Consider the following 24104-nt stretch of genomic DNA (forward strand, 5'->3'; position numbering starts at 1 on the left):
GCTGGGCCCATGTCGACATAAGTTCGAGACTCGTCTGTCTCGAGGAGCTGACCCCATGTCTCGACCGGTACGCGTCATCGCGTCCGTCCTGTCCGTGTTCCTGATCGGTCTGGTGGTCTCGGCATGTACGCCGGCCCAGCAGCGCCAGTCCGCGGAACCCAAGCTGATCACCAAGGGCGAGATCGTCGTGGCGATGAGTGGCGAATATCGCCCCTTCAGCTACGTCGACAACGGGAAGCTGTCGGGGTTCGACCTCGACATCGCCCAGGCGCTCGCCGACGAGATGGGTCTGAAGCTCGTCCCGAAGACCGCCGGATTCTCCACGCTGGTTGAGGGAACCGCCAGCGGCCGCTACGACATGCTCGTCGCCTCGACGACCGCGACGCCGGAGCGCGCCAAGGTGGTCGACTTCGCCGACGGCTACTACTCCTCGGGCGCCCAGCTGTTCGTGAAGCAGGGCCAGCAGTGCTCCTCGATCGAGGACGTCCGCGGCCAGGAGCTCGGCGTGGCGTCGGGCACGACCTACGAGAAATACGTGAAGGACAAGAAGATCACGGACCGCGTGAAGTCGTTCGAGTCCGACATCACGGCGCTCCAGGACGCGGCCACCGGCCGCCTCGGCGGTGCGATCACCGACCAACTCGTCGGCCAACACCAGATCAAGGAGGCCGGCCTGGGGCTGGTTCCCTGTGGGGACAGGCTCTACAGCGAGACGCAGGCCCCCGCGGTGGCGAAGGGCAATCCGCTGCGCGGCGAGGTGAGCCGGGCCACCGCCGCGATCATCAAGAACGGCAAGTACGCCGAGATCTCGACGAGATACTTCGGTAAGGACATCTCCGGCGAGATCGACAACGGCCCCGTACGCGAGGTCATGGCTGCGGCACCGACCGACAAGGGCGGGCCGAGCTTCGGGGAACTGTTCGTGAAGTACATTCCGACGTTCCTCAAGGCCGCCGGACTGACGCTGGCGATCACCGCGGTGGCCCTCGCGATCGCCATCGTGGGCGGCGCGATCATCGCGGCGATGAACATGAGCGCGATCGCGCCGCTGCGGTGGCTGGCGGCGGCATACATCGGTCTCATTCGCGGCACACCGCTCATCGCCCAGCTTTTCGTTCTCTACTTCGGATTGACGCAGCTCGTGCTGCTGTCGGGGTTCTGGGCCGGCGCGATCGCGCTGGCGGTGCACAACTCGGCGTACATCGCGGAGATCATCCGCTCGGGCTTCGGCTCGGTGTCGAAGGGCCTGGTCGAGGCGTCGCGCTCGCTCGGCATGTCGCGCGTGAAGACGCTGCGGGCCGTGCAGATCCCGCTCGCGACGCGGGCGATCCTGCCGGTGCTCGGCAGCCAGTTCATCATTGCGGTGAAGGATTCCTCGCTGGTCGCGTTCATCGGCATGGGCGAACTGTTCCGCACCGCACAGAACATGGCGGCCGCCGAATATTCGCCGCTGAACGCCTACCTGACCGTGTCGGTCTACTACCTCATCATCGTGCTCGCGCTCACCGGAATCGTGCACCTCATCGAGCGCCGCCTGAACGTCGACAAGAAGGGTGTCCACTGATGACCACACATGAGAGGTCCGAGCCGAAGAACGCCGACCTGCTGAGCGGCGACGGCACCGGTCGAGGCACCAACATCGTCGAGATGCGTGGGGTGACGAAGAAATTCGGCGAGACCCTCGTCTTCGAAGACATCGATCTCGACGTCGCCTCGGGCGAGGTCGTCGTCCTCGTCGGCCCCTCGGGCGCCGGCAAGTCGACCCTGCTGCGCTGCGTCAACGGCCTGGAGAAGATCACCTCCGGCACCATCAACGTGGCCGGCGAGGAGCTCGCGTACGACGAGAAGACGCTGAACCACCTGCGCTCGCGCGTCGGCATGGTCTTCCAGCAGTTCAACCTGTTCCCGCACATGAGCGTGCTGCAGAACGTCACGCTGGCGCAGCGCCAAGTGCTGGGACGCACGCAGGACGAGGCCGACGCGAAGGCCCGCGAGATGTTGGAACACGTGGGGCTCAGCCACAAGGTGGATGCCTACCCGGGCAGCCTTTCCGGCGGCCAGAGCCAGCGCGTCGCCATCGCGCGGGCACTGGCGATGGACCCGGCGATGATGTTGTTCGACGAGCCGACGTCGGCGCTCGACCCGGAGCTGGTGGGCGAGGTGCTGTCGGTCATGCGCGACCTCGCGAACGAGGGCATGACGATGATGTGCGTGACCCACGAGATGCGGTTCGCGCGGCGCGTGGCCGACCGGATCGTGCTGATCGCCGACCAGGGCATCGCCGAGCAGGGGGCGCCCCAGCAGCTGCTCGACGACCCGCAATCACAGCGGGCGAAGGACTTCCTGGCGAGCCTGGACGAGGACTGACGAGCCCGTCAGGCGACTCGCTGAAGGCGGCGTACCGGGCGATCACGGGAGCGCTCATGGACTCACGCCACAACGGGTTCCCGCGGGAACTACTCGTCCGCCTCCAGGTCCCGTCGCCGCCGCGCCAGCCACCGGGTCAGGGTCTGCACCGCGTTGCGGTTCAGTGGCAGCACGCCCTCGGCCAGGTCGCCCAGCAGCGGTTCGGTGACGGCGAGCACCTCGTCGAGCGCCCGCTCGGGCAGGCCGAGCGCGGCTGCGTACGCGCGGAAGCGCCGTCGCGTCAGCCCGTCGCGCCGGCCGTCGAGTTCCAGCGCCATGGTCTGGTCGCCGTAGGGCAGCGTGGACGGGATGTCATAGATGGGCGCGACGCGCCACTCCCCGCCCGGGTGCTGGAGCACCGAGAGGTTCTTGGCGTGCAGGTCGCCGTTTCCGGTGAGCCAGGCGAGGGCGAACTGCACGAGGCAGGCGCGGGCCGCGACCGGACGCGCGGCACACATGCCGGCAGCGGCCAGAGCGACCTCCTCGCTGGAGACCGCGTACTTGTCGGCCGGATAGCGCCCGAGCAGCTGGCAGGCGTCCTCGACCGCGAGGGAGCGTACGCCGGCCCCGTCGCGCACGCGGTCGAACCGCTCGACCACCAGCCCGGGGCGTCCGTCGCGGTCATGGATCAGCTCGGCGCGCGCGACGGGCAGGCGCAGCCGCCGCGCGAGTCGAAGGAAGTAGTCCTCGTTGACGGTCGCATCGGGATATTCCGGCGGATCGAGCTTGATGATCGCCGCGACGCCGTCAAGACGGACAGGAAGCGAGATCATCGCCCCGGATGCCTTCTCCTGCACGCCGGGCAGTGCGACGCGGTCGACGACACCGGTCGCGGCGAGGAGGTCGGCGAAGCGGAGGTCACCCGACGTCACGAGGGGCGCGACCGGCTCGGGATCTGACCCCTCGCCCACGACCGTGACGTCGCCGATCGTGCTGGTGCCGACAGCCAGCAGGAGGCTGAGTTCGTCGTCGGCCGACGTCTTCACCGCCGTACGCAGGGCGGTCAGGCGCCGGCCCTCGGGCAACAGGCCGGCGAAGAAGGGCGGCAGCGCTCCCGGCGGCGTACGCACGGGCGCGGCGTCGCGCGGCAGGGTGGTCGCCACGGCGGGGCCGTCATAGTCGAGGAGGTAGGCGAACGCGACGTGATCGTGGTGGCGGACGAGTTCGGCGGCCTCGACGCCGCCCTTGCGGACCAGGGCCCGGCGTACGCCGCGGGGGTCGGTCACGAGGTCTCCCGCAGGGTCGCCCCGAGGTGCAGACCGAGGGCATCGGCGACGGCGAGCAGCTTGTCGACGCGTACCGTGGTCTTGCCCGCCTCGAGCGCGCGGACGAAGCGCTCGGACACCCCGGCGAGATCGGCGAGGTCGGCCTGGGTCAGGGAGAGCGCGACGCGGCGCTCGCGCAGTTGCGCGGACAACTCGTCCATGGCGATCTCCATTCCGGCACGATCGTGCCGATGTCTCCATGGTGAGCCGTTGGAGCATTCCAAGTCAAGGGAAAGCGGCACGATCGTGCCGCTGGCGTCGAGGGAGCGTTCGGTGAAAGTGCACAGGTGTGCTGATTTCGCGGGTTACCCGGGCGTAGACCCTGCGCTTTGCGCGCACCTGCGCACTTTCCGCCCCCACCGAAGCACACAGCGCACACCTGTGCACTTTTCACACCACACACCCCGCACACCCCACCACACCCCGACCGGCACGATCTTGCCGCTCACTCCTCCGGTTCCGGCGGCGCCGCCTTCCCTTCCGCCTCGTCCCGGTCGGCCCACTCCAGCAGCGGCGTCAGGTCGTGGTGCACCTCGTCGATCGCCGCGTGCAGGTCACCCAGCTCGGCGAACCGCGCCGGCACCGTCGCGATCGTGCAGTCGCGCGGCTCGACGTCGGCGATCTCGTCCCACGTGATCGGCGTCGACACCGTCGCCTCCGCGTTCCCCCGCACCGAGTAGGCCGCCGCGATCGTGTGGTCGCGCGCGTTCTGGTTGTAGTCGACGAACACCGCCTCCGGGTCGCGGTCCTTGCGCCACCACGTCGTCGTCACGTCCTGGGGCGCACGCCGCTCGACCTCGCGGGCGAACGCGAGCGCGGCCCGACGTACGTCGGTGAAGGTCCAGTTCGGCTCGACTCGAACATAGACGTGCAGCCCGTTGCCGCCCGACGTCTTCGGGAAGCCCGTGATCGCCAGCTCGTCGAGCACCTCGCGCACGACCCCGGCGACCCGGCGTACGCGCGTGAACGGCGCGTCCGGCATGGGGTCGAGGTCGATGCGCCACTCGTCGGGGCGGTCGACGTCGGCGCGGCGCACGTTCCACGGGTGGAACTCGACGGTCGACATCTGGACCGCCCAGATGATCTCGGCGAGGTCGGTCGGGCACAGCTCGTCGGCGTGCAGGTCGTAGCGCGGGAAGTGCAGCCGCACGGTCTCGACCCACGGCGGCGCTCCCTTGGGCAGCCGTTTCTGGTGCACCTTCGGCCCGTCCACGCCCTTCGGGAAGCGGTGCAGCATCGTCGGCCGCTCCCGCAGCGCCCGCAGGATCCCGTCGCCCACCGCCGCGTAGTAGTGCGCCAGGTCGAGCTTCGTCTCGCCCCGCGCCGAGAAATAGACGCGGTCCGGGCTCGAGATGCGCACGTCGTGGCCGCCGATCTCGAGGGTCACGTCGTCGCCGTGCTCGCCCTTCGCCATGACGCGAGCCTAGGGTCCCGTCGCCTCCACGACCAGATCGGCCAGCTCCCACGGGCGATTGCGCTCCCAGTGGCGCCGCTCCTGCTCGGCCCAGTGGTCCCAGTGGGGCGCGAACGTGCTGCCGTCGCGACCCAGCGCGAGGCGCTTGCGGCTCGCGGCGTCGCGCTCGAGCCAGACGGCGAGGTCGACGCGCGCCCGCGACGACGCGGTCAGGGCGCCGCAGCCCTCGATCACGAGGTCGTACGCGGGGTCGAGCGCGACCCAGTCGGTGGGGACGTTCCGGTCCCAGTCCCAGCGCTGGTATGCGGGCCCACGCTGGCTGAGCGAGCGCCCGAACCGACGCTGGCTGAGCGAGCGCCCGAACCCACGCTGGCTGAGCGAGCGCCCGAACCCACGCTGGATGAGCGAGCGCCCGAACCCACGCTGGCTGAGCGAGCGCCCGAACCCACGCTGGCTGAGCGAGCGCCCGAACCCACGCTGGCTGAGCGAGCGCCAGCGAGTCGAAGCCCCGGCCCCCAGCACGTCGTCCACCACCATCCGCGAGGCCGCCTCCAGCCCCGACCAGCCGGGATAGAACGCGTCGAGACTCACGAGGTGGGCGTTCCGACCCGAGGCCTCCAGCGCCCCCACCGTCGCCCGCCCCAGCGACGTCTTGCCCGACCCCGAGCCCCCGTCGATCAGCGCCACGAACCGGCGGCCGGCCGGCGCCAGGCTCGCCACCCACGCGGCCAGGTCGGCCCACTCCTGCTCCCAATGCGACTCGCTCATGACCCCACCCAGAAGAACGTGCCGTACGCGACCGCGGCCCCGATCGCGACCGCCACCATCACGGTCGCCACGGCCAGGGCGACCGCGTCGACGGCGTGGAAGCGTGACGGCCGCGCCCAGGTGCGGACCGGCGCATCCGGCCCCGTCGCCCCGAAACCGCGGGCCTCCATCGCGGTCGCGAGGCGCGAGCCCCGGCGTACGGCGAGGACCAGGAGGGCGAACGCCATCGACAGCCAGCGGCGTACGCGGCCGGTGTCGCCCAGGCCGCGGGCGCGGCGGGCGAGGGCGAGGGTGCGCCAGTCGTCGGCGAAGAGGTGGACCATGCGGATGCCGGCGAGCGCGCCGAGCACGAAGCGCGCCGGGAGCCGCAGCACCTGCGCGAGGCCGTCGGCCATGTCGGTCGGGTCGACGTCGCCGAGGAGCAGGATCGCCGAGAGGCCGAGCGCGAGCATGCGCAGCCAGACCGCTGCCGCGAGGAGCAGCGAGTTGTCGGTGACGTGGACCAGCAGCCAGGCGAACCAATCCCGGCCGCCGGGCTCGCCATAGAGCGCCATCGAGATGGCCGCGAGGGCGCCGACGAGCACCAGCGGGACGAGCCGCCGCACCAGCTGCGCGGGCCGGAACCCCAGCAGGAGCGCGGCCACCACGACGAGCCCCAGCATCACCGCCGAGCTCAACCAGTCGAGGGTCAGGATGAGCGGGAACGACAGGACGACCGCCAGCAGGATGCGGGTGACGGGATTGAGGCGATCGAGCCGGGTCATGGGGTCTGGCCTGTTTCGGAGATCGGTCCCGGTTGGGTGGCCGCGAGGTGGAGCCGGTTCTCCCCCAGCGCCTCGAGATAGGGCTCGTCGTGGGTCACCGACACGACCGCGCGGCCCTCGTCGCGAAGCGTACGCACCAGCCGGACGAGGTCGAGCCACGTGTTGCGGTCCTGGCCGAAGGTGGGCTCGTCGAGGAAGACCACGGCGGGGGCGGTGGCGAGGACGGTGCCGACGCTGAGGCGCCGCTTCTCGCCGCCGGACAGGGTGAACGGGTTGGCGTCGGCGAGCGATTCCAGGTGGAGGAGGCCGAGGAGCTCGTCCACGCGGGGCCGGGGGTCGTCGCGGCCGAGCGCGCGCAGCCCGACCGCCAGCTCCTCGCGGACGCTTCCGGTGACGAACTGGTGCTCGGGCTCGGCGAAGACGGTGCCGATGCGGGTGAGGAGGTCGCGCGAGGCCCAGCGGGCGGGGTCGGCGGCGCGCTCAGGCGTACGCCGCAGCCAGCCGATGCGGCGGGCCGGCGGGCGCAGCTCGGGGGCGGCCTCGACGCGACCGGCGAGCGGCGGGAGCAGCCCGGCCAGGGTGAGCGCGAGGGTCGTCTTGCCGGAGCCGTTGGAGCCGGTGATCACGGTGGAGGTGGCGGCGGGGATCGCGACGTCGTCGAAGGTCCGCACGGGGACGCCGCCGTGGCCGACGGTGAGGTGGTGGGCGTGGAGCAGGGAGTCGGGGTGGCTTCGACTCGCTGGCGCTCGCTCAGCCAACGAGTCGGGGTGGCTTCGACTCGCTGGCGCTCGCTCAGCCAACGAGTCGGGGTGGCTTCGACTCGCTGGCGCTCGCTCAGCCAACGGGTCGGGCGCTCGCTCAGCCAACGAGTCCAGACCGACCCCCGGCACCCACACCCCCGCCGCCAGCAGCGCCTCGCGGTGTTCCGCGAACACCCGCCCCGGCGGGCCGTCGGCCAGCAGCCCGCCGACCGACCCCGGCGCCAGAACGATCACCCGGTCGACCAGGTCCACCCAGTGGTCCACGCGGTGTTCCACGACGACGAGCGTGGTGGTGCGTTCGGCGACGACGCGCGCGACGGCGTCGTGCACCTCGGCCAGCCCCGCCGGGTCGACGTTGGCCGTCGGCTCGTCGAGCAGGAGCAGCCCGGCACGCATCGCCACCGCCCCCGCGATCGCCAGCCGCTGCTGCTGGCCGCTGGAGAGCGCGGACGTCGACCGGTCCAGCGGGACGCGGAGGCCGACCTCGTCCAGCGCCGTGCGTACGCGGGGCCAGATCTCGTCGCGGCGTACGCCGAGGTTCTCCAGCCCGAAGGCGACGTCGTCGCCGACGCGGGCCAGCACGACCTGCGACTGCTGGTCCTGCAGCACCAGCCCGATCTCCCCGCGGCGACGGGTCGGGTGGCGGCCGCCGACGAGCAGGCGTCCGGACTCCTCCCCCTCCTCGTCGCCGCCGAGCACACCGGCCAGGGCCTGCAACAGCGTCGACTTGCCGGCGCCCGAGGCGCCGAGCAACAGCACGCGCTCGCCGGGCTCGATGTGGAGGCTGACGTCGCGGACCGCCCAGTTCGCGCGACCCGCGTGGCGCCACCCCCAGCCCTCGGCCTCGACCGGGAGCGGCGCGCGGGGTTCGGGTGTCAGGCCCGGGCCCCGGATTCGCGGCCGGCGGCGAACCGGTTGAGCGCCCCGGCCGTCGCGAGCGCCTTCATCAGAATCCACGCGAACAGGCCCGCGAGGACGGCGCCCGAGACAAGGAGCGAGCCGAGGTAGATCGCGTTGAACGCGGCGCCCTTGGCGTGGTTGCCGAGGAACCACTCCAGCACGAAGGCGCCGGCACCCGCGAGGATGCCGGACAGGACGCCGACCAGCGCGTTCCAGCGGCGGTAGGCGAAGATCGCGAATGCGATCTCGGCGCCGAGGCCCTGGGCGAAGGCGGAATACATGGTGGTCCAGCCCCACTGGTTGCCGAGCGCCATCGAGACGAAACCGGCGACGAGCTCACAGAAGAGGGCGGCGCCGGGCTTGCGGATGATCAGGCCGCCGAGCGGCCCGGCGAGGAACCAGACTCCCGCGGCGATGCCGCCCATACCCGGGGTGAGGGCGTCCATGGCGGTGAACCACGCGTACCCGATCGAATTCCAGCCGAAGAAGATCAGGCCGCAGGCCACGCCCAGCACCGCGGCGACGACGATGTCGACGACGCGCCAGGAGCGGCGGCCGGTGGTCGCGGGACGGGTCTCGTCGTCGGCCGGGGGCGTGGCCGACGATGAGGTGGGACGGGGTGTGGTGGATGTCATGTGCGTGCCCTTTCGGTTGCGGGGCACGGGTCAGCGACCAACGGTTGGTCGATGTAGAGGCCTCCCTGCGCCGGCATGATCCGGATCAGGTTCGACGGTCGAAGGCGTACGCCTCCCTCTCAGCCCCGGGGGCTCCCGTGTTCTGCTCGGAGGATACACCGGTGGCGTCGTTTCGCTGTCAGGCGATGGCTTCGAAGTGCAGCCGAAGCCCGAGCGCGTGCGCCACTTTCACGACGGTCGCCAGCGAGGGATTGCCATCCGCAGAGAGTGCCTTGTAGAGACCCTCCCGGCTCATTCCGGCTTCGCGGGCGATCTCGCTCAGGTTGCGCGAACGAGCAATAGCTCCCAGCGCTGCTGCAATGGCCTTCGGGTCGTCCGCGGCGTCTTCGAGGACAGCTTCCAGGTAGGCGGCAACATCATCGAACGTGTTGAGGTAATCAGCACTGTTGAACGGGGCAAAAGTCTCGTTGGTCATGATCACTCCTTCCTCCACTCGCCAGCGATTCGGTGGTTGATGCGAATCAGAATGCGAGCAACTGCACGCTTGTCCCTCAGTCTGCTCAGCCATCGTCAAAGGTTGCGGATCGGACGACCTCCACCATGTGTGAACTGTAGCTGACACATGGTGGGGTGACAAGGGTCCCCACGACGGACCCAGCAACTTCCCACACGGTCAAGGTGGTTGGTGCCCGGATTCCCGATCGTAGGATGCCCCAGTGACCCAGCCGACGCCCGCCGAGACTCTGCGGGCCCTGCTCTGGCCGGTCTATGTCCCCACGGTCACCTTCGCCGCCGGCGCCGCCGCGCTCATCCCCGCGTACATCCTGCTCGCCCTGCGCCTCGGGTTCCACGAGGCCGAGGTCGCCCTCATCGGCACGTGGCTGGGGCTGGTGGCCGTCCTCGCGTCGTTCGCCGCGGGCTATCTGGTCCAGGGCATCGGCGAACGTGCGGCGCTGGCCGGCACGACCTCGCTCGGCATCGTCGGCCTGCTGGCCGCGTGGGGCGCCACGGCCACCGGTACGCCGGGGGCGCGGTGGGTCATGATCGGCGCCCTCACCCTGTTCGCACTCGCCGAGGCGGTGTGGGGCATCGCCCGGCAGGGCCTCGTCGCCGACCTCGCCGCCCCGCACCACCTCGGGCGCGCGATGAACACGTTCGGCGCCGCGCAGCGGATCGGCCGGGTCTTCGGCCCGCTGGCGGCCGCCGCGATCCTGGCGCTGTGGGGTCCGGCCGAGGTGTTCGGCGTCGGGGCGGCCGTCGCCGCGGTGTCGCTGTGGCTGATCGTCCGCCACCTGCGTACGCCGGGCACGGCCGCGCCCACCGGGGCCGTGGCCGAGGCCGCGCCGCAGGCCCGCCGGGCGCTGCACGGGCTGGTGGTGCTCGGGCTCGGGATCGTCACCCTCGCGGCCCTGCGGGTCGCCAAGGAGACGTTGATCCCGCTGTGGGGCGCGCGCGGACTGCACCTGCCGGACGCCCTGGTGGCCCTCGTGATCGGCGTGGCCGCGGCGTTCGAGCTGATCCTGTTCTGGCCCGCGGGCATCGCGCTGGATCGGTTCGGGCGCATGCCGGTGGCCGTGGTCTCGATGGTGCTGATGGCTCTGGGGTTGATCGCCATGCCCTGGAGCACCCACGCGGTGTGGTTCGTCGCGGCCGCCCTTGTCGTGGGCCTGGGCGACGGCGTCGGGTCCGGCATCGTGAAGACGATCGGCGTCGACCTGGCGCCGGTGGTCGGCCGCGGACGCTTCCTCGGCTGGTGGCAGTCGGTCGCGTCGACCGGATCCCTCGCCGCCCCGGCGGTGGCGAGCGCGGTCATCGCGGCGTCGTCGCTGGGTGCCGCACTCGCGGTGATCGGGGCGGTCGGGCTGGCGGGGGCGGCCTGGATGGCGTACTGGACGCCGCGGTTCATCCCTCGGCGGCGTGGCGGGTGAAAAGTGCACACCTGCGCCCAACACGCGGGCCCGCCGCCCGATCGGCCAGCGTGTTGCGCGCAGGTGTGCACTTTTCACATCCCCAGGCCACACCCCCCGGGCCGCACCACCAGCCCGAACTACACCCGTGTCACTTGTGCACAGACTGGGGACAACCCTGTGGACAGCGCCTCCCCTAGCCTGTACGCGTGGCCCCCACCCCCGATCACCGCGATCACCGCCGCGAGGTCCTCGCCCTCGCGCTGCCGGCGTTCGCGACGCTGGTCAGCGAGCCGCTGCTCCTGATGAGCGACTCGGCGATCGTCGGCCACCTCGGCGCCGACGCGCTCGCCGGACTCGCCCTCGCCGCCTCGGTGATCGGCGTCCTGACCGGGCTCTGCGTCTTCCTCGCCTACGGCACGACCGCCACCGTCGCCCGCCGCCTCGGCGCAGGTGACCGCGCGGGAGCGCTCGCGGGCGGCATCGACGGCATGGTCCTCGCCGCCGGCCTCGGCGTGGTTCTCGCCATCACCCTCCAGCTCGTCGGCCGCCCCGTCCTCGAGCTCTACGGCGCGGCGCCCGTGGTGGTCGACCAGGCGTACGCGTACCTCCGCATCGCCGCCTGCGGCTTCCCGTTCCTGCTCGTCATGCTGGCCTCGACCGGCGTGCTGCGCGGGCTGCAGGACACGCGTACGCCGCTCTATGTCGCCATCGGCGTGAACCTCGCCAACATCGGGCTCAACCTCCTGCTGGTGCACGGCATCGGCCTCGGCATCGCCGGCTCCGCCCTCGGCACCCTCGCCGCCCAGGCCATCGCCGCCACCGTCCTCGGCACGGTCGTGGTCCGCGGAGCCCGGCGCGAGGGGACGCCGCTGCGGCTCCACCCCGCCGGCGTCCTCGCCGCGGCCCGCGGCGGGGTCTGGCTGGTCCTGCGTACGCTGTCGCTCCAGCTCGCCATCACCACCACAGCCGTCGTCGCCGCCCACACCGGCGCACGCGGGCTCGCCGCCCACCAGGTCGGCAACTCCATCTGGACCTTCCTCGCGTTCGCCCTGGACGCCATCGCCATCGCCGCCCAGGCGATCATCGGGCGCCACCTCGGCGCCGGCGACGCCCGCACCACGCGCGCGCTCACGGCGATGATGGTGCGCTGGGGCATCGGGGGCGGCGTGGCGCTTGGGCTCGTGATCATCGCCGTACGCGGGCTCGTGGCGCCGATCTTCATCCGCGACCCGGCGGTGCAGGCGACGATCGGCGAGGTGTTGCTGGTGGTGGCGCTGATGCAGCCGATCGCGGGCGTCGTGTTCGTGCTCGACGGCGTGCTGATCGGCGCGGGCGACGCGCGCTATCTCGCGCTCGCCGGCGTCGTGGCCGCGGCCGCGTACGTGCCGTTGGCCGTCGTGGTCGACCGCACCGGCGCGGGCGTGGTGTGGCTGTGGGCCGCGTACGCGGTGTTCATGCCGGGGCGCCTGGTGACGCTCGCGCTGCGGGCGCGGGGCGAGCGGTGGATGAGGCTGGGGGCGGCCTGACGCGACCGTCAGCAGACCGCTGTCCCATCACAATGTGATCTCCGACACGATCGGTGGCTGGAACGCCTATTGTTCCCGCGCCACAAGCGATTGAATGGAGCCCATGTCCGAACTCCGATCCCTGGAATGGGTCCGCAAGCTCGTCAGCATCGATTCGACCAGCCGCGACTCCAACCTGCCCGTCATCGACCTCATCGCCGACGAGGCCCGGCGGCTCGGCCTCGACCCCAAGGTGTTCCCCAACCCCGATGGCGCCAAGGCGAACCTCGTCGTCACCGTCCCGGCCGCCGATGGCTCGACCTCCGGCGGCGTCGTGCTGTCGGGCCACTCCGACGTCGTGCCCGTCGACGACCAGGACTGGAAGTCCGACCCGTTCTCGCCCGAGATCCGCGACGGCAAGCTCTATGGCCGCGGAACCTGCGACATGAAGGGGTTCATCGGCGTCGCCGTGACGTTCCTGCCCCAGATGGTCGAGGCCGAGCTCAGCGAGCCGATCCACCTCGCGATCTCCTATGACGAGGAGGTCGGCTGCATCGGCGGAGACCAGATCGTCAAGGACATCGCCAACCTCGGCCTCGCGCCGCGCGCCTGCGTCGTGGGCGAGCCGTCATCGATGCAGGTCATCACGGGCCACAAGTCCATCAACTCGTTCGAAGTCACCTTCCGCGGCGTCGCCGCCCACTCGTCGCTGACCTCGCAGGGCGTGAACACGATCGAGTACGCGGCGCGCCTCGTGGTGTTCGTCCGCGAGCTCGCCGAGTCGTGGAAGGCCGAGGGGCCGTTCGACGAGGCATACCCGATCACGCACTCCACGGCCTCGGTCAACGTCATCCACGGCGGCATCGCCGGCAACACCGTCCCCGACCTGACCAAGGTGTCGTTCGAGTTCCGCGCGCTGCCCGAGCTCGACGCCCACGAGATCGCCGCGAATATCGAGGCGTACGCGGGCGAGCTCGAGGCCCAGATGAAGGCCGAGAACGAGGTCGCGTCGGTCGACTGGCACGTCGTCGCGATGGTCCCCGGGCTCGAGACGCCGGCCGACGCCGAGGCCGTCTCGCTGGGCGCCGCGCTGGGCGGCGAGAAGTCCGACGGCAAGGTGACCTACGGCACCGAGGCCGGCCAGTTCTCGGGTTCCGGCATCGAGACCATCGTGTGCGGACCGGGCGACATCGCCCAGGCCCACGCGGCCAACGAATTCGTCGAGCTCGACCAGCTCGCCGCCTGTGAGGCGTTCGTCGAACGCCTCATCTCCCACCTGAGCAAGGAATCCTGAGCATGAGCACTTCCTCCCCCGCTGTCGCCCCCGCGCGCCAGCACGATGCCGCCCGCGCGCGCAAGGCCGTGGTGGCAGCATCACTCGGCAACGCGCTCGAGTGGTATGACATCATCCTCTTCGCCTTCATGGCGTCGACGATGACCGCGGTCTTCTATCCCGGCACCGGCCTCGCCGCCCAGCTGATGACGTGGGCGACGTTCGCCATCACGTTCGTCGTCCGCCCGCTCGGCGCGGTCCTCATCGGCAACTACGCCGACAAGCACGGCCGCAAGGCCGCGCTCTCGCTGACGATCGGCCTGATGACGCTCGGCGTCGCGATCATCGTCGTGCTGCCCGGCTTCAAGACAATCGGCATCGCCGCGCCGCTGATCCTCATCATCGCCCGCATCATCCAGGGCATCAGCGCCGGCGGCGAGTTCGGCTCGGCCACCGCATTCATGACCGAGAACGCCGAGAAGAGCAAGGCCTTCTATGCGTCCTGGCAGGTCGCCACCCAGGGCGTCTCGATGTTCATGGCGGCCGGCATCTCGTGGCTGCTGACCTCGTCGATGTCGAAGGAGGACCTCACGTCGTGGGGTTGGCGCATCGCCTTCGCCATCGGCCTGCTGATCGGCCCGGTGGGCTGGTGGGTGCGCACGAAGATGAGCGACACCCCCGAGTTCGAGGCCTCCGAGCCCGAGTCGGCTCCGATCGCGGTGCTGTTCGGCCGCCACTTCGGCCGCCTGTTCGCCGCGTTCCTCGTGATCGCGATGGCGACGATCTCGGTCTATCTGATCACCTACCTGCCGTCGTTCGCGGTGAAGAACCTGCACCTGCCGGCCTGGTCGGCGTTCCCGGGCGCGGTCGTGGCCGGCATCATCACGCTGATCGGCTCACCGTTCGTCGGCAGGCTCGCCGACAAGGTGGGTCCGACGACGATCATGATCCCGGCGTCCATCGCCGGCATCCTCCTGGGCTGGCCGCTGTTCCTGTTCCTCAACGCCAACCCGACGATCGCGACGCTGACGATCTGCGAGATCATCGTCGGCACGTTCATGTGCCTCTATTTCGCCCCGATGCCGGCGCTGCTGTCGGAGATGTTCCCCGTGGGCGTCCGCACGTCCGGCATGACCGTCGCGTATTCCTTCGGCGTCGCGATCTTCGGCGGCTTCGCCCCGTTCATCCTGACGTGGCTGGTCGCGGCGACGGGACTGCTGACGGCGCCGGGGTTCTACTACTCGGCCGCCTGCGCGCTGTCGCTGGTGGGCGTCTGCCTGTCGCGGTTCGTGCACAACAACAAGTAGTCGCGGTTCGTCGTACGCCGGCCCCGACCAACTTCGGTTGGTCGGGGCCGGTGTGTTTCCCCTCGCGCAACGTGGCTCGGGGTCCCCCCTCGCGCAACTTGTGCACACCGCTGCACGAGTTGGGGCGACACGCCGGGCCACGAACGCAACCTGTGCACACGCGACGACGTACGCGTGGGCTGGGCCCGGCGTACGGATTTGGGTCATGGACAGGACGCGTGAGTCATGGGTGAGGAGGCGCGCGTACGCGGGCCCCGCACTGGGCGCTCGCCCGTCTGGCCGGACTTGATCTGGCTCGGGCATGCGTACGCCCACGTCGCGTGTGCATGAGTTGGGTCGACACGCCGCGCGCGAAACCCAACCTGTGCAGGCGTGTGCACAAGTTGGGGAATGGGGTACGCGGCGTACGCGGGGTACGCGGGGTACGCGGGGTACGCGGGTCAGGCCGCCGCGCGTACGCCCCTCAGTCCTTCGTCGCCTTCGCCCAGAGGTTCACGCCCGACTCGACGGCGTACCGATCGATCTCGGCCAGTTCCTCGTCGCTGAACTCCAACCCGGCCAGCGCACCCAGGTTGTTCTCCAGCTGCGCCACCGACGACGCCCCGATGACCAGCGATGTCATCCGCTCGTCGCGGAGTGCCCAGGCCAGCGCCATCTGGGCCAGCGACTGCCCCCGCCGCTCGGCGATCGCGTTCAGCCCCCGGATGCGCGCAAGGTTCTCCTCGTTCAGCATGTCCTTCTTCAGCGACCCCTCGCGCGCCGCCCGCGAACCCTCGGGAATGCCGTCGAGATAGCGATCGGTGAGCATGCCCTGCGCGAGCGCGGTGAAGGCGATGCAGCCCATGCCCTGCGCCTCGAGCTCGTCGAGCAGCGAGCCCTCCTCCTCGTCTCGGGGGCCCTCGCTCGACGACCGTGCGCCCTCGATCCACCGGTTCAACATCGAATATGACGGCTGGTGGATCAGCAGCGGGGTCCCCAGTTCGCGCGCGATGTCGGCGGCCTCCTTGGTCTTCGCCGCCGAGTACGACGAGATGCCGACATAGAGCGCCTTGCCCTGGCGTACGGCCGCGTCCAGCGCGCGCATCGTCTCCTCGATCGGCGTCTCGGGGTCGAACCGGTGGCTGTAGAAGATGTCGACGTAGTCGAGACCCATCCGCCGCAGCGACTGGTCCAACGACGCCAGGACATATTTCCGCGAGCCGCCGCCCTGCCCGTACGGCCCCGGCCACATGTCATAGCCCGCCTTGGTCGACACGATCATCTCGTCGCGATATGGCGCGAGGTCCTGCTTCAGCAGCGTCCCGAAGTTGATCTCGGCCTGCCCATAGGGCGGCCCGTAGTTGTTCGCCAGGTCGAAGTGGGTGATGCCGGCGTCGAACGCGCGCCGCACGATCGCCCGCTGGGTCTCCATCGGCTTGTCGTCGCCGAAGTTCTGCCACAGCCCCAGCGACAGCACGGGCAGCTTCAGCCCCGAGGCACCGCAGAAGCGGTAGGTCATCGCGTCATATCGGTCATCCGCAGCCTGGAAAGTCATGCGCCCCATTGTTCCGTACGCAGGACACAGAGCCGGCCGGCCCCCGAAGGGACCGGCCGGCTCATGCGTATCAACCTCACGCGTACGCGTGTCGCTGCCTCACTTGGCGGCGGCCACGACCTCCACCGGGAAGTGGGCGGTCACGGCCTCGTGGAGCTTGACGCCGACGGTGTGGGAACCGACCGACTTGATCGGCTTGCCGATCTCGACCGTGCGGCGGTCGACGTTCGGGCCGCCGGCCTTCTTCACCGCAGCGGCGATGTCGGCGGCGGTGACGGCGCCGAACAGCTTGCCGTTCTCGCCGGCGTTGACCGGCAGCTGGACCTGGAGGCCCTCGAGCTGCGTGCGCAGCTCGTCGGCGTGGTCCTTGCTGCGGACCTCACGAGCGTCACGAGCGCGCTTGATGCCCTCGATCTGCGTCTCCGCGCCGCGCGTCCACCGGAGGGCGAACCCGCGGGGCAGGAGGTAGTTGCGGCCGTAGCCGTCCTTGACGTCGACGACGTCACCAGCGGTGCCGAGGTTGTCCACGGCAGCAGTCAGAATGAGCTTCATGTGCTGGTGTCCTTTCTCAGCGGGCGCCGGAGGCGTAGGGCAGCAGGGCGACTTCGCGCGCGTTCTTGATCGCCGTGGCGACCTTGCGCTGGTCCTGGACCGACAGCCCCGTGACGCGGCGGGCGCGGATCTTCCCGCGCTCGGAGATGAACTTGCGCAGGGTGACGATGTCCTTGTAGTCGACGTTGTCGATGCGCGTCGACTTCATCGGGACGACCTTCTTGGGCTTCATCGGCTTACGCGATGGTGCGGCCATTGTGGTGCTCTCCTTCCATGATGACCCGGGGCTGCGTACAGCCCGGGTTCAGAGCCCGGCGTGATGCCGGAATGTGCCTTGATGCAATGAGTGGGACGACGCCGAAATGATCGGGTGACCGATCAGAACGGCGGCTCGTCGTTCTGGGGCTGGCCCCAGGGATCGGATCCACCGGAACGGTTCTGCTGTCCGGCGCCGCCCTGGGGCGCACCCCAGGGGTCGTTGGCCTGCTGGCGGTTGCCGGAGTCGCCCCCGGCGTTGCCGCCACCCTGGCCGCCCTGACCGCCGCCGGCGTTGCCGCCGCCATAGCCGCCACCGCCGGAGTTGCCCCCGCCGTAGCCGCCCTGGCCGCCGCCACCACCGCCGGTGGTCTTCTGGATCTTCGCCGTCGCATAGCGCAGCGAAGGACCGACCTCGTCGACGTCGAGCTCGAACACGGTGCGCTTCTCGCCCTCACGGGTCTCGTAGCTGCGGGCGCGAAGACGCCCCTGCACGATGACCCGCATGCCCTTCGTCAGCGACTCAGCCACGTGTTCCGCGTACTGTCGCCAGACCGCGCAGCTGATGAACATCGCCTCGCCGTCGCGCCACTCGTTGGACTGCTTGTCGAGCGTCCGCGGGGTGGAGGCAACGGTGAAGTTCGCCACGGCCGCACCCGACGGGGTGAAGCGCAGCTCGGGATCGCCGGTGAGGTTGCCGACGAGGGTGATGACGGGTTCGCCTGCCATGTTTCGCTCCGATTCAGATCTGATCTTGATGAGGCTTCACTTCTGGCCCCTGTGCTCCCCCAGCCTGCCAGTCGGGACTGACAGAGAACAGAGTGGGGAGCGGGTGGCTCAGTTGTGCAGCTCGGGGCGCAGGACCTTCGTCCGCATGATCTGCTCGTTGATGGTGAACTGACGGTCCAGTTCCTTCACATCCTCGGGCTTCGCGGTGAGGTTGATGACGGCATAGATGCCCTCGGGCTTCTTCTGGATCTCGTAGGACAGGCGACGCTTGCCCCAGAAATCGAAGTTGTCGACGGTGCCGCCGCCCTTGGTGATGACCTCCAGGTATTTCTCCAACATGGGAGTGACCTGGCGCTCATCGACATCGGGGTTCACGATGACCATGATTTCGTACTTGCGCATACGCGTACTCCACCTCCTCTGGTCTCAACGGCCGTGGGAAGGTCCCATGGCAGGAGGGCGTGTGCCTGTCGCGCGCCCTCGGTGGGCACACGACAAGAGAGCATCGTACGCGAGGTCGCGGCATGCGACCAAAAACGTTCTCCGAGCGAGGCCGCCCACTCCACACCCAACGCTCTCCGAGCGAGGCCGCCTGCGGCCGAGTCGAGGAGTCAGCCACTCACCGCGCGGTGTTGCTGCGCCAGCCGCCGCAGCGCCGCCAGCACCGGGTCGACCAGCACCGTCCCCAGCACCACGTGCCGCACCGCATCCGCCGGCGCCTCCGGCACCGACGCGACATCGACCTCGGCGATCTGCTCGACCGCGGCCGCGTACGCGTCCAGGCGCTCCTCGGTCAGCCCCAGCTTCGCGTCGTCGCACGCCGCCCACGCGCGGTCGAGGTCGTCGATGACGGGGTCGCGCGGGTCGATCTGCCAGCCGCGGCGGGCGATCCAGGCGCGGGCGCGACTCGGCGGCAGGTCGTCACCCTCAGACAACGGCTCGATCTCCACCAGATCCGCCCCCAGCAGCGAGCGCTGCGCCGCCCCGAGCACCCCGAGTCGCTCGACGTCCGGGTCGGCGACCACCGCGAGCACGCGCCCCACCGTCGCCAGCGAGAGCCCGCCCACCTCGGTCAACGCGCGGACCAGGCGTACGCGCTCGACGTGGCTGTCGTCATAGTCGGCCTGCGTCTTCGCCGTCGCGCGGCCGGGCTGCAGCAGCCCCTCACGCAGGTAGTACTTCAGCGTCGCGACCGGTACGCCGGTCTCGGCCGACAGGGCGGACATCTTCACGGGAGTACCTCGATCTCGACAGGGCCTTGACTCTGGATAGTAGCGGTATCCACACTGGATACAAGAACTACCCAATCCCGAGGAGGCACCCATGCCCCGACCGACCACAGCCGCCCACACCGGCGACCTCGTCGTCTTCCACATCGGCATGACCGTCAGGGCCTGGCACCGCCCCGACCTCTGGGGACCGGTCTTCGCCGCCATGCCGCCGATGATCGCCGAGCTCAGCCGCAACCGCGCCGCCGCCGACCGCGGCGAGGCGCCCGACCTCGGGTTCCTCGGCGCCGAGGCGATGATGGGCGCGCGCGGCCCATGGGTCGTCCAGTACTGGAAGACCCCCGACCACCTGTACGCCTACGCCGGCGACCGCGAGGCCAAGCACCTGCCTGCGTGGAAACGGTTCAACCGCGTCGCCCGCTCGCACCCCGGCGCGGTCGGCATCTGGCACGAGACGTACGCCGTCCCGGCCGCCGGCATCGAGACGTTCTACGGCAACGGGGCCGCGGTCGGCCTGGCGAAGTTCACGGGCGCGGAGCGGCGTGACCGGCCGGGTCGGGCAATGCGAGCGGCGTGACCGTGTGCGATCGCACGCTCGATGCGGCTGGATGACGCCTCACACCCTCCGACCGCATCGAGCGTGCGATCCGACACGGTCAGCGCTTGCGGTTCTTCACCCGGTCGTACATCGCCTCGATCTTCTCCGCGAACTTCTGCTCCACCGCGCGGCGCTTGACCTTCAGCGTCGGCGTCAGCAGCCCGTTGTCCATGGTCAGGTCCTCGTCGATGACCTCGACCTCGCGGATCTTCTCGTGGCTCGGCAGCGTCTCCGACACCCGCGCCACGCGCGACTTGATCTCCTCGATGACCTTCTCGTGGGTCACCAGCTCGCGCGCCTCGGCGAACTGGATCTGCAGCTGGCCGGCCAGCGTCTCGAGGTCGGGCAGGCTCGGGCGGACCAGCGCCGTCAGACAGGGGCGGTTGTCGCCGAGCACCACCGCGTATTCGATCAGCGGGTCGGCCGCCAGCTCGCCCTCGATCGGGCCGGGTGCGACGTTCTTTCCGCCCTCGGTGACGATGAGGTCCTTGAGCCGGTCGGTGATGCGCAGGAAGCCGTCGTCGTCGAGTTCCCCGATGTCACCGGTACGCAGCCACCCGTCGTCGGTGAACGTCTCGTCGGTCGCGTGGTCGTTGTGGAAATAGCCGACCATGACGTTCGGCCCGCGATAGAGGATCTCACCGTCGTCGGCGATCTTGACCTCGCCGCCCGGCATGACGCGGCCGACGGTGCCGAACTTGAACGCCTTGGGCGAGTTGAAGGAGATCAGCGGGGCCGTCTCGGTGAGCCCATATCCCTGGCACACGAGGATTCCCGCCGCGTGGAAGAACTCCTCGACCTCCTTGCGGAGCGGCGCGCCGCCGGCGGCCAGGGCCTTCTTGGGTCCGCCGATCGCGTGACGGATGCCGGACAGAACCAGCTTGTCGGCCAGCTTCAGCTGCTGCGCCAGCAGCGGGTTGGGCCGGCGGCCCGCCGCCGTGGCGGCCTGCGCCTTACGCCCCGTCGCGATGGCCCAGTCGAAGACGCGCTTCTTGATCGGCGACGACGCGGCGCGCTCGTTCGCGACGGCGAAGACCCGCTCGAACAGCCGCGGCACCGACACCATCATCGTGGGCTGCACCAGCGGCATCGCCTCGGCGACGGTCTTCGCATCGGCGTGGTAGGTGTTCATGCCGCCCACCGACAACACCACGAACGTCCACGCCCGCTCGAACGCGTGGGCGAGCGGCAGGAAGCACAGGCTGTGGTCGTGCTCGTCGATATCGAAGAACTCCAGCACCGCGGCGACCTCGGTGACGAACGCGCGGTGGGTCAGGACGACGCCCTTGGGGTCGCCCGTGGTGCCGGACGTGTAGATGATCGTCGCGACATCGCCCTCCTCGACCGCGCCCAGGCGCTCCTCGAGCCGCGAGTCGCCGGACGGCACGTGGGCCGCGAGGTCGGCGTACGCGGTGACGCCGGCCTGCTCGTCGCCGTCACCCTCGAACGCGATCACCGACGCGAGGCCCGGCAGGCGGTCGCGAACCTCGGCGACCTTGGCGAGCTCGTCGGGGCCCTCGACGAACACGACCTTCGCGCCGGAGTCGTCGAGGATGTGGCGGGCCTGCCTGGCCGTGGACGTCTGATAGATCGGCACGACGACGCCGCCGATGCTCAACACAGCGAGGTCGGCGACGGTCCACTCGGGCCGGTTGCGGGAGAACAGCGCGACGCGGTCACCGTGCTCGACGCCGAGTTCGACGAGCGCCCCCGCGAGGGCGGCGACCTGCGTACCGAGCTCGCGATAGGTCGTCACGCTCCAGTCGTCGCCGGCGCTTACACGCAGCGCAGGGCGATCTGGATGGGACGCGACGCTGGACGCCAACATCTGACCCAGGTGACTCACCGACATGCCGACCTCCACCTCGAAGTTACGCAACCGTAGGAAGGGTAGCCCGTGGGAGGGAACGGAGCGAGCGTCGCCCTGCCACCCACCGTTGGTAGGTTCTGGAGTGAGTTGATGCCGATCCGGAGGGATGACCATGGTCAACGTGCCCGATGAGCAGGGACGGATGGCATTCGTCGGCGACCCCTGGTGAACCGATGACATGGACGAAGCCGCCGTCCAGATCCACTCCGCAGCCTCACCAGCACCAAACGACCCGCCGTACCGATGGGCAACGGTCGCCCCGTCCCGGCCCACTACTACGACCAGTACGCCGGCCAGCTCCCCACCGACCTGTTCTACCTGTGGCGCCGCTACGGCTTCGGCGGATTCAACGACGGCTGGGTCTGGCTCACCGACCCCGCCCACTGGCAACCCATGCTCGACACCTGGCTCACCGACGTGGAACTCCCCTTCGACGACGACCTCACCGTCGTCCTCCGCACCGCCCTCGGCGAGCTCCACTGCTGGGGACCACGCACCGGCCGCAGCCTCACCATCACCCCTATCCACGGACTCCTCAACCCCAACAACCAAGCCTCACGCATGCTTACCCACCGAGGCCGAATGGCCTCCTCCGCGCTGGGCACAGAAGCTGGGAGCGTCTGGGGCGTCAATGATGACCCTGACGTGCCACTGTTCCAACGTGCGCTGGCTCAGCATGGGCCGGTCACCGAGACCACCATCTACGGATTCATCCCCACCCTTGCCCTCGGCGGCGACGGAACCACCACCGAAATCGTCGACGCCCGCGTCCACCTCGACCTCCTCCACCAACCACCCCCATCGCCATCACCCAAGACTTCGGCACCCTCCTCGACCAGATCGACCCCCACCCCCGGCATGACCCACCCCGAATCGGACTGGGGTTTTTGGAAGGCGTTGTCAGGCCGCGACGGGATCGCCGTGCCCTCGTGTTGATTCGTAGTGCGACTGCTCGAGCCCGACAGGAGGGACGTCTCCGATCGAGGAGTGGAGCGGGTCTGAGTTGTCCCAGTGAACCCAGGATGCGGTGGCTTCCTCGATCTGTCGCCAGCTGGTCCAGACGTCGTTCTCGTGATCGATGACTTCGGTCTTGACCAGGCCGATCGTTGACTCCATGAGTGCGTTGTCGAGTGCGTCTGCGGCGCTCCCGATCGAGTCGGTGATTCCGGCGTCGATGAGCGCTTCGGTGAATGCCAGCTACGTGTACTGGCTGCCGGCGTCGCTGTGGTGCAGCGGGCCGTCGGTGGTGAACTCGAAGCTGGTCCGGCGTCTGGTGACCAGCGCCTGCTCGAGTGCTGAGAGCACCAAAGGGGTCGTCTTGGAGGTGGCGACCCGCCAGCCCAGGATCCGGCGACTGAACACGTCGGTGATGAATGAGACGTAGCAGAACCCAGCCGGCGTCCAAACGTGAAATCTCAGGGCCCCTGCCAGTCGCATCAGACACGCGACACCGTCACGGCACTCCCATTAGGTGAAGTCCGCGACCCACCACTGGTCTGGCCTCGCTGGCCAGTCCCAGCGGCGCTTGATGTGGTCTGGATGCCGCAGTGACGTCGGATCCGATCGGGTGGTGATCGTCTTGCGGCAACCCCGCCTGACGCCTTCGAGCCGGCGATCTTCATCAACCGCTCAACGCGTCGCGACCCCAGTCGTGGTCTGCGCGCCCGGATGTCTTCCATAACTTCCCACTGCCATAGAGGTGCCGGCTCTTCCCCCACAACAGGTGCATTGGCCGCATAGGCGTCTTCGTACTCCGTCTCGGTCGGTCCGAAATCGCGGGCGGCGTAGTGTAGTAGGTGCTCGGGGCGATCTGGATGCCGTGTTCGGAAAGCACTGCGCAGATCGGCTCAGACCCCGAAGCGGGACTGGTAGATCCTGATGTAGTCGATCAGGACCCGAGTCTGCGGTCGAACTCCGCCGATGCGAAAAACGTCGAAGCGGGCTTCAATATCTCGTTCGCGCGACGCAGCCGGGCGTTCTCCTTGCGGAAGCTCGACCAACTCATCATCAGCGCTTTGGCCAGCAGCCGGGGTCGTCCCTTCACCGAGGTCGCGACGGATCCAGTTACGCAGCGTCTCCTGCTTGACCCCGGGCAGCTCGCCGACCTCACGACGAACCGCGAACTGGGACACGCCACCCTCGGCCATCCGATCAGTGAACATCCGCACCGCGCGAGCCTGAGTCTCGGTGTCGTACTTCTTTTGAGCGGGCATGATCTGATTCTCTCCTTGTTAAATCAAACCCTCCAATAGACTCAGGCCGATTCAGTGCGGGATGGGCAGGTCCGCAACCAGCCCTACTATGAGTCGCCCCGGGTGTGGTGGAGGGTCTGATCTGCCGAGAGGATGCAGATATGCCCGCACCGAAGAAGTACCCCGAGGAGTTGCGTGAGCGAGCGATCCGCCTGGTGCGTGATCGTCTCGCTGCTG

At 69.5% G+C, this 24104-nt stretch carries 23 protein-coding genes, 1 pseudogene, 1 riboswitch and 1 other annotated feature; of the genes and pseudogenes, 8 read left to right on the forward strand and 16 right to left on the reverse strand.

Annotated elements, in window-relative coordinates:
* Positions 1-55: 55 nt before the first annotated feature.
* Both ACYVAG_RS15785 and ACYVAG_RS15790 read left to right on the forward strand, forming a co-directional pair.
* Positions 56-1564 carry an ABC transporter substrate-binding protein/permease gene (locus ACYVAG_RS15785; protein ID WP_460771234.1) on the forward strand — a complete coding sequence of 503 codons (1509 nt, stop codon included), beginning with the start codon at positions 56-58 and terminating at the stop codon, positions 1562-1564.
* Positions 1564-2367, forward strand: a complete 804-nt coding sequence (locus tag ACYVAG_RS15790; RefSeq protein ID WP_460771236.1) for an amino acid ABC transporter ATP-binding protein — start codon at positions 1564-1566, stop codon at positions 2365-2367. Before ACYVAG_RS15785 ends, ACYVAG_RS15790 begins: the two co-directional genes overlap by 1 nt.
* 89 nt (positions 2368-2456) lie before the next feature.
* On the opposite strand, the gene ACYVAG_RS15795 is transcribed toward ACYVAG_RS15790, so the two are convergent.
* The 8 genes from ACYVAG_RS15795 to ACYVAG_RS15830 form a co-directional block, all read right to left on the reverse strand.
* Positions 2457-3632, reverse strand: a complete 1176-nt coding sequence (locus ACYVAG_RS15795; protein WP_460771238.1) for a type II toxin-antitoxin system HipA family toxin — start codon at positions 3630-3632, stop codon at positions 2457-2459.
* Positions 3629-3832 carry a helix-turn-helix transcriptional regulator gene (locus ACYVAG_RS15800; protein WP_460771240.1) on the reverse strand — a complete coding sequence of 68 codons (204 nt, stop codon included), beginning with the start codon at positions 3830-3832 and terminating at the stop codon, positions 3629-3631. The genes ACYVAG_RS15795 and ACYVAG_RS15800 overlap by 4 nt, the downstream gene beginning before the upstream one ends.
* A 284-nt stretch (positions 3833-4116) precedes the next feature.
* Positions 4117-5085, reverse strand: a complete 969-nt coding sequence (gene ligD / locus ACYVAG_RS15805) for a non-homologous end-joining DNA ligase (protein WP_460771242.1) — start codon at positions 5083-5085, stop codon at positions 4117-4119.
* A gap of 9 nt (positions 5086-5094) precedes the next feature.
* Entirely contained in the window at positions 5095-5853 is a 759-nt protein-coding gene (locus ACYVAG_RS15810; protein WP_460771244.1) for a nucleoside/nucleotide kinase family protein, read from the reverse strand.
* Positions 5850-6617 carry an energy-coupling factor transporter transmembrane component T family protein gene (locus ACYVAG_RS15815; RefSeq protein ID WP_460771246.1) on the reverse strand — a complete coding sequence of 256 codons (768 nt, stop codon included), beginning with the start codon at positions 6615-6617 and terminating at the stop codon, positions 5850-5852. Before ACYVAG_RS15815 ends, ACYVAG_RS15810 begins: the two co-directional genes overlap by 4 nt.
* On the reverse strand, positions 6614-8335 hold the full coding sequence (locus ACYVAG_RS15820; RefSeq protein WP_460771248.1) for an ABC transporter ATP-binding protein: 1722 nt from the start codon (positions 8333-8335) through the stop codon (positions 6614-6616). The genes ACYVAG_RS15815 and ACYVAG_RS15820 overlap by 4 nt, the downstream gene beginning before the upstream one ends.
* A complete protein-coding gene (locus ACYVAG_RS15825; RefSeq protein WP_460771249.1) occupies positions 8254-8913 on the reverse strand; it encodes an ECF transporter S component in 660 nt (219 codons plus the stop codon). The genes ACYVAG_RS15820 and ACYVAG_RS15825 overlap by 82 nt, the downstream gene beginning before the upstream one ends.
* 45 nt (positions 8914-8958) lie before the next feature.
* Positions 8959-9062: riboswitch (TPP riboswitch) on the reverse strand.
* Positions 9063-9091: 29 nt separating this feature from the next.
* Positions 9092-9388 (reverse strand): addiction module antidote protein, encoded by a 297-nt coding sequence (locus tag ACYVAG_RS15830; RefSeq protein WP_460771251.1) that lies wholly within the window; start codon positions 9386-9388, stop codon positions 9092-9094.
* Between the two features lie 241 nt (positions 9389-9629).
* On the opposite strand from ACYVAG_RS15830, the gene ACYVAG_RS15835 reads away from it, so the two are divergent.
* From ACYVAG_RS15835 to ACYVAG_RS15850, 4 genes are all read left to right on the forward strand, one after another.
* Positions 9630-10841, forward strand: coding sequence for an MFS transporter (locus tag ACYVAG_RS15835; RefSeq protein WP_460771252.1), 1212 nt, complete (start codon positions 9630-9632; stop codon positions 10839-10841).
* 188 nt (positions 10842-11029) lie between these two features.
* Positions 11030-12349, forward strand: coding sequence for an MATE family efflux transporter (locus ACYVAG_RS15840; protein WP_460771254.1), 1320 nt, complete (start codon positions 11030-11032; stop codon positions 12347-12349).
* 103 nt (positions 12350-12452) lie between these two features.
* Positions 12453-13622: an acetylornithine deacetylase gene (gene argE / locus ACYVAG_RS15845; RefSeq protein ID WP_460771256.1), complete on the forward strand. Its 1170-nt coding sequence runs from the start codon at positions 12453-12455 to the stop codon at positions 13620-13622.
* Between the two features lie 2 nt (positions 13623-13624).
* A complete protein-coding gene (locus tag ACYVAG_RS15850) occupies positions 13625-14908 on the forward strand; it encodes an MFS transporter (protein WP_460771258.1) in 1284 nt (427 codons plus the stop codon).
* A gap of 463 nt (positions 14909-15371) precedes the next feature.
* Here the strand turns inward: ACYVAG_RS15850 and mgrA are convergent, their stop codons facing one another.
* The 6 genes from mgrA to ACYVAG_RS15880 all read right to left on the reverse strand — a co-directional run bounded on the left by mgrA (position 15372) and on the right by ACYVAG_RS15880 (position 19204).
* A complete protein-coding gene (gene mgrA, locus ACYVAG_RS15855) occupies positions 15372-16442 on the reverse strand; it encodes an L-glyceraldehyde 3-phosphate reductase (protein ID WP_460771260.1) in 1071 nt (356 codons plus the stop codon).
* 99 nt (positions 16443-16541) lie between these two features.
* Positions 16542-16994 carry a 50S ribosomal protein L9 gene (gene rplI, locus ACYVAG_RS15860; RefSeq protein ID WP_460771262.1) on the reverse strand — a complete coding sequence of 151 codons (453 nt, stop codon included), beginning with the start codon at positions 16992-16994 and terminating at the stop codon, positions 16542-16544.
* 16 nt (positions 16995-17010) lie between these two features.
* Complete coding sequence (gene rpsR / locus ACYVAG_RS15865; RefSeq protein ID WP_460771264.1) at positions 17011-17250, reverse strand: 30S ribosomal protein S18; 240 nt, start codon at positions 17248-17250, stop codon at positions 17011-17013.
* 122 nt (positions 17251-17372) lie between these two features.
* Positions 17373-17978, reverse strand: a complete 606-nt coding sequence (locus ACYVAG_RS15870; RefSeq protein ID WP_460771267.1) for a single-stranded DNA-binding protein — start codon at positions 17976-17978, stop codon at positions 17373-17375.
* 108 nt (positions 17979-18086) lie between these two features.
* Positions 18087-18380 (reverse strand): 30S ribosomal protein S6, encoded by a 294-nt coding sequence (gene rpsF, locus ACYVAG_RS15875; RefSeq protein WP_460771268.1) that lies wholly within the window; start codon positions 18378-18380, stop codon positions 18087-18089.
* A 209-nt stretch (positions 18381-18589) separates the two neighbouring features.
* The gene (locus ACYVAG_RS15880) at positions 18590-19204 is read right to left on the reverse strand and encodes a MerR family transcriptional regulator (RefSeq protein WP_460771280.1); all 615 of its coding nucleotides are present in this window, start codon (positions 19202-19204) and stop codon (positions 18590-18592) included.
* A gap of 97 nt (positions 19205-19301) precedes the next feature.
* Between ACYVAG_RS15880 and ACYVAG_RS15885 the strand changes: the two genes are divergently transcribed.
* Positions 19302-19784 carry a DUF4188 domain-containing protein gene (locus ACYVAG_RS15885; RefSeq protein ID WP_460771270.1) on the forward strand — a complete coding sequence of 161 codons (483 nt, stop codon included), beginning with the start codon at positions 19302-19304 and terminating at the stop codon, positions 19782-19784.
* 79 nt (positions 19785-19863) lie between these two features.
* On the opposite strand, the gene ACYVAG_RS15890 is transcribed toward ACYVAG_RS15885, so the two are convergent.
* The gene (locus ACYVAG_RS15890; RefSeq protein ID WP_460771272.1) at positions 19864-21684 is read right to left on the reverse strand and encodes an AMP-dependent synthetase/ligase; all 1821 of its coding nucleotides are present in this window, start codon (positions 21682-21684) and stop codon (positions 19864-19866) included.
* Positions 21685-21918: 234 nt separating this feature from the next.
* On the opposite strand from ACYVAG_RS15890, the gene ACYVAG_RS15895 reads away from it, so the two are divergent.
* Positions 21919-22611, forward strand: a complete 693-nt coding sequence (locus ACYVAG_RS15895) for a GAD-like domain-containing protein (RefSeq protein ID WP_460771274.1) — start codon at positions 21919-21921, stop codon at positions 22609-22611.
* Here the strand turns inward: ACYVAG_RS15895 and ACYVAG_RS15900 are convergent.
* Positions 22576-23888 (reverse strand): annotated as a pseudogene (locus tag ACYVAG_RS15900) (DDE-type integrase/transposase/recombinase). The gene ACYVAG_RS15895 and the pseudogene ACYVAG_RS15900 sit on opposite strands and share 36 nt — an antisense overlap.
* Positions 23477-23609, reverse strand: a sequence feature (AL1L pseudoknot). (Overlaps the previous pseudogene by 133 nt.)
* Positions 23889-24104: the final 216 nt, after the last annotated feature.

This window comes from Mariniluteicoccus flavus (genome assembly GCF_054776655.1).

Excerpts from the sequence above, each read along its gene's own strand:
- ACYVAG_RS15785 (WP_460771234.1), top strand. The coding sequence starts at position 56 with ATGTCTCGACCGGTACGCGTCATCGCGTCCGTCCTGTCCGTGTTCCTG.
- ACYVAG_RS15790 (WP_460771236.1), top strand. The coding sequence starts at position 1,564 with ATGACCACACATGAGAGGTCCGAGCCGAAGAACGCCGACCTGCTGAGC.
- ACYVAG_RS15800 (WP_460771240.1), bottom strand. The coding sequence starts at position 3,832 with ATGGACGAGTTGTCCGCGCAACTGCGCGAGCGCCGCGTCGCGCTCTCC.
- ligD (WP_460771242.1), bottom strand. The coding sequence starts at position 5,085 with ATGGCGAAGGGCGAGCACGGCGACGACGTGACCCTCGAGATCGGCGGC.
- ACYVAG_RS15810 (WP_460771244.1), bottom strand. The coding sequence starts at position 5,853 with ATGAGCGAGTCGCATTGGGAGCAGGAGTGGGCCGACCTGGCCGCGTGG.
- ACYVAG_RS15815 (WP_460771246.1), bottom strand. The coding sequence starts at position 6,617 with ATGACCCGGCTCGATCGCCTCAATCCCGTCACCCGCATCCTGCTGGCG.
- ACYVAG_RS15825 (WP_460771249.1), bottom strand. The coding sequence starts at position 8,913 with ATGACATCCACCACACCCCGTCCCACCTCATCGTCGGCCACGCCCCCG.
- ACYVAG_RS15830 (WP_460771251.1), bottom strand. The coding sequence starts at position 9,388 with ATGACCAACGAGACTTTTGCCCCGTTCAACAGTGCTGATTACCTCAAC.
- argE (WP_460771256.1), top strand. The coding sequence starts at position 12,453 with ATGTCCGAACTCCGATCCCTGGAATGGGTCCGCAAGCTCGTCAGCATC.
- ACYVAG_RS15850 (WP_460771258.1), top strand. The coding sequence starts at position 13,625 with ATGAGCACTTCCTCCCCCGCTGTCGCCCCCGCGCGCCAGCACGATGCC.
- mgrA (WP_460771260.1), bottom strand. The coding sequence starts at position 16,442 with ATGACTTTCCAGGCTGCGGATGACCGATATGACGCGATGACCTACCGC.
- rplI (WP_460771262.1), bottom strand. The coding sequence starts at position 16,994 with ATGAAGCTCATTCTGACTGCTGCCGTGGACAACCTCGGCACCGCTGGT.
- rpsR (WP_460771264.1), bottom strand. The coding sequence starts at position 17,250 with ATGGCCGCACCATCGCGTAAGCCGATGAAGCCCAAGAAGGTCGTCCCG.
- ACYVAG_RS15870 (WP_460771267.1), bottom strand. The coding sequence starts at position 17,978 with ATGGCAGGCGAACCCGTCATCACCCTCGTCGGCAACCTCACCGGCGAT.
- rpsF (WP_460771268.1), bottom strand. The coding sequence starts at position 18,380 with ATGCGCAAGTACGAAATCATGGTCATCGTGAACCCCGATGTCGATGAG.
- ACYVAG_RS15880 (WP_460771280.1), bottom strand. The coding sequence starts at position 19,204 with ATGTCCGCCCTGTCGGCCGAGACCGGCGTACCGGTCGCGACGCTGAAG.
- ACYVAG_RS15885 (WP_460771270.1), top strand. The coding sequence starts at position 19,302 with ATGCCCCGACCGACCACAGCCGCCCACACCGGCGACCTCGTCGTCTTC.
- ACYVAG_RS15895 (WP_460771274.1), top strand. The coding sequence starts at position 21,919 with ATGGGCAACGGTCGCCCCGTCCCGGCCCACTACTACGACCAGTACGCC.